The sequence below is a fragment of the Enterococcus sp. VV15 genome (genome assembly GCF_005236045.1).
Lineage (GTDB): Bacteria > Bacillota > Bacilli > Lactobacillales > Enterococcaceae > Enterococcus_B > Enterococcus_B durans.
Map to the genome: position 1 here is coordinate 1 of NZ_QPTY01000085.1, position 2,139 is coordinate 2,139.

Below are 2,139 nucleotides of genomic sequence, written 5' to 3' on the forward strand. Positions count from 1 at the left end.
GTCAAAATCTGCAAAAATATGGAAAGCTATTTTCTCAGATTCTTCCTTAATTGCTCAGGTCATAGCGCTTTGCTTACAACCTCTCATATACGCATACCAAACGTATTTGGCAAACAAATCTACTAAAAAATCCAAAAATCAACTTCTTGAATCACTTTTTCTTTCGTTGTACTAGACACTTGGTTGTAAATTTCTAGCATTGTTTTCATATTGGCATGACCCACTCGATCCATGATGGCTTTGATGGGGACGTTGGCTTCTGATAGTAAAGAATTAATATTCAAACGTAAAAACTTTAAAAATACATGAGATCATTCACTTCTATAGTAGCATCTCTACTTCAGTGAATCTCATGCATTTTTTGATTCTATTTTAAAATGTGAGTATAAGATTTCAGTCTAGAATGATTTAAAAAATTTATTTATCCAACCCCACTAATTTCCGCTGCTTCCGATTTGCTTCATCTGCTATATACTTCATTACTGTTTTAAATTCTTTCACTGTGGCATTTTCTGATAGATCAGCGATACTCTTATTCTATTTTTTTTACTTGTTCTTTTTCAGTCATGTAATTCCGCCAACACTTTTTGAACGAATGAGAGAGTAGTTTTTTAAAAACGTACTAAAATTAAGTTTATCGCAAGAAATAAAAAATTCTAGAAAAACAAATAACTTGCACTTTTCCAGATATGTTTCTACTTTTAGATAGTCTGTTCTTGATATTTCTTTTCCTACATTTAAATGAACAATTGTTTTTATTTTCCATAGAAAACATGTGCCATTTATAAAACAGCATATACTCAATATTCCTAATAGTACTCTGCCTGCAAAATCCAATTTTTCTCCTATTGTCACTTATAGCTCCTTTATCTAGTTGAATTTTAAACTTGTCTAGTGCTATGACCACAGATAATTATCATTTCTTCCATCTACTCGATCAACCCCTTCTGCAACTAGCTATCCAGCCGAAGTATCGGCTAAACCCTTAGGCGATTTCTATAGCAGCAAGTACTTTTCTCCCTTAATCTTGTACATCATCTTCTAAAAATTTTTTCATCAAATGATATATCCTAAATATCGTGGGAACAAAAATAAAACTCAAAAAACAGAGCACATACTTTTTTTGTATAAACGAAATAATACTCAAAATGAAAAAAAATAGGATAAGAAAAAGAAGAATTTTATTCGTTCTGTTTAGAAATTCCCTGAACTTCTTACTCATTTTACGCTAAAATATACCCATCTAGTCTTTTGCCATCCACATAGTCAATTCCCCACGCAACGGCGTAACCAAGACTTACTCCAGATAGAGCACCGGCGACATCTAATCCAGCAGATAGCCAATTACCAATAGTGATTCCAACTTTAGTCGCTAACTGTTTCTCGATTGACCGAGTAATATTTCTGCTATTTGCTCTAATTATCTGTATTATTTGGCTTGCCGATCTAGCTCCTGCACCAAATCCAAGCACAATAAACGCAACATCAATAACACCACCGATAAAATTTCTGCTATTCCACCAATTACGACCAAATCTTCTTAAATACGGATTATATCCTAACGCTTTCAAGTACTCACTTGTTGCTTTATTCAGTCTTGTTTCATCTTCAGGCGTTAATACTATTTCTCCATTTTCGTTAAAATTAGGTTGAATGTCTCCATACTCTTCCCTGATTTTTTCAAGGGCTAGTTCAGAATTCTTTTCTTCTTTCGAGTAATAAATTGACAAATCTTCATGATTAAAATGACTTTCACTATTCTGAGTTTCATCTAGAATCAACTCATTTGCTGAAACAATCATACTGCCACTTGTTGCTGCTACGGACAAAACAAAAGTTACTGCTATTACACTAACCCACATTTTCAAACCCAGATATTTCTTTTTCATTATGAATCCTCCAAAATTATATTTGTCTTATAAATCTTATAAAGACAACATAATTATAAATTAATAACATTGTTATTAATTTACATCATCTTAAAAAGTTGGTTTAGAGTCATAATCGTTACTTGTTTTATAGTCCATAAAATAACATAATCAATCTTTAAATCACAGTAATAACAAATATGCTCGCAAAATGGAATATGGATATACGCAGAAACCTTACGCCCTGTGGAATTGATTGTTTCATTCATTA

At 32.1% G+C, this 2,139-nt stretch carries 3 protein-coding genes; all 3 read right to left on the bottom strand.

Translation table 11 applies throughout. The features are described 5' to 3' along the window. Positions 1-122: 122 nt before the first annotated feature. On the bottom strand, positions 123-284 hold the full coding sequence (locus DVW83_RS14545; protein ID WP_238699445.1) for a hypothetical protein: 162 nt from the start codon (positions 282-284) through the stop codon (positions 123-125). Positions 285-564: 280 nt separating this feature from the next. After that, positions 565-855, bottom strand: a complete 291-nt coding sequence (locus DVW83_RS14550) for a hypothetical protein (protein WP_238699446.1) — start codon at positions 853-855, stop codon at positions 565-567. 368 nt (positions 856-1,223) lie between these two features. Further along, complete coding sequence (locus tag DVW83_RS14555; protein WP_174784295.1) at positions 1,224-1,889, bottom strand: hypothetical protein; 666 nt, start codon at positions 1,887-1,889, stop codon at positions 1,224-1,226. Between the last annotated feature and the right edge of the window lie 250 nt (positions 1,890-2,139).

Bases quoted from the DNA above. Each gene is read 5' to 3' on its own strand.
- DVW83_RS14555 (WP_174784295.1), bottom strand. From the start codon at position 1,889: ATGAAAAAGAAATATCTGGGTTTGAAAATGTGGGTTAGTGTAATAGCA.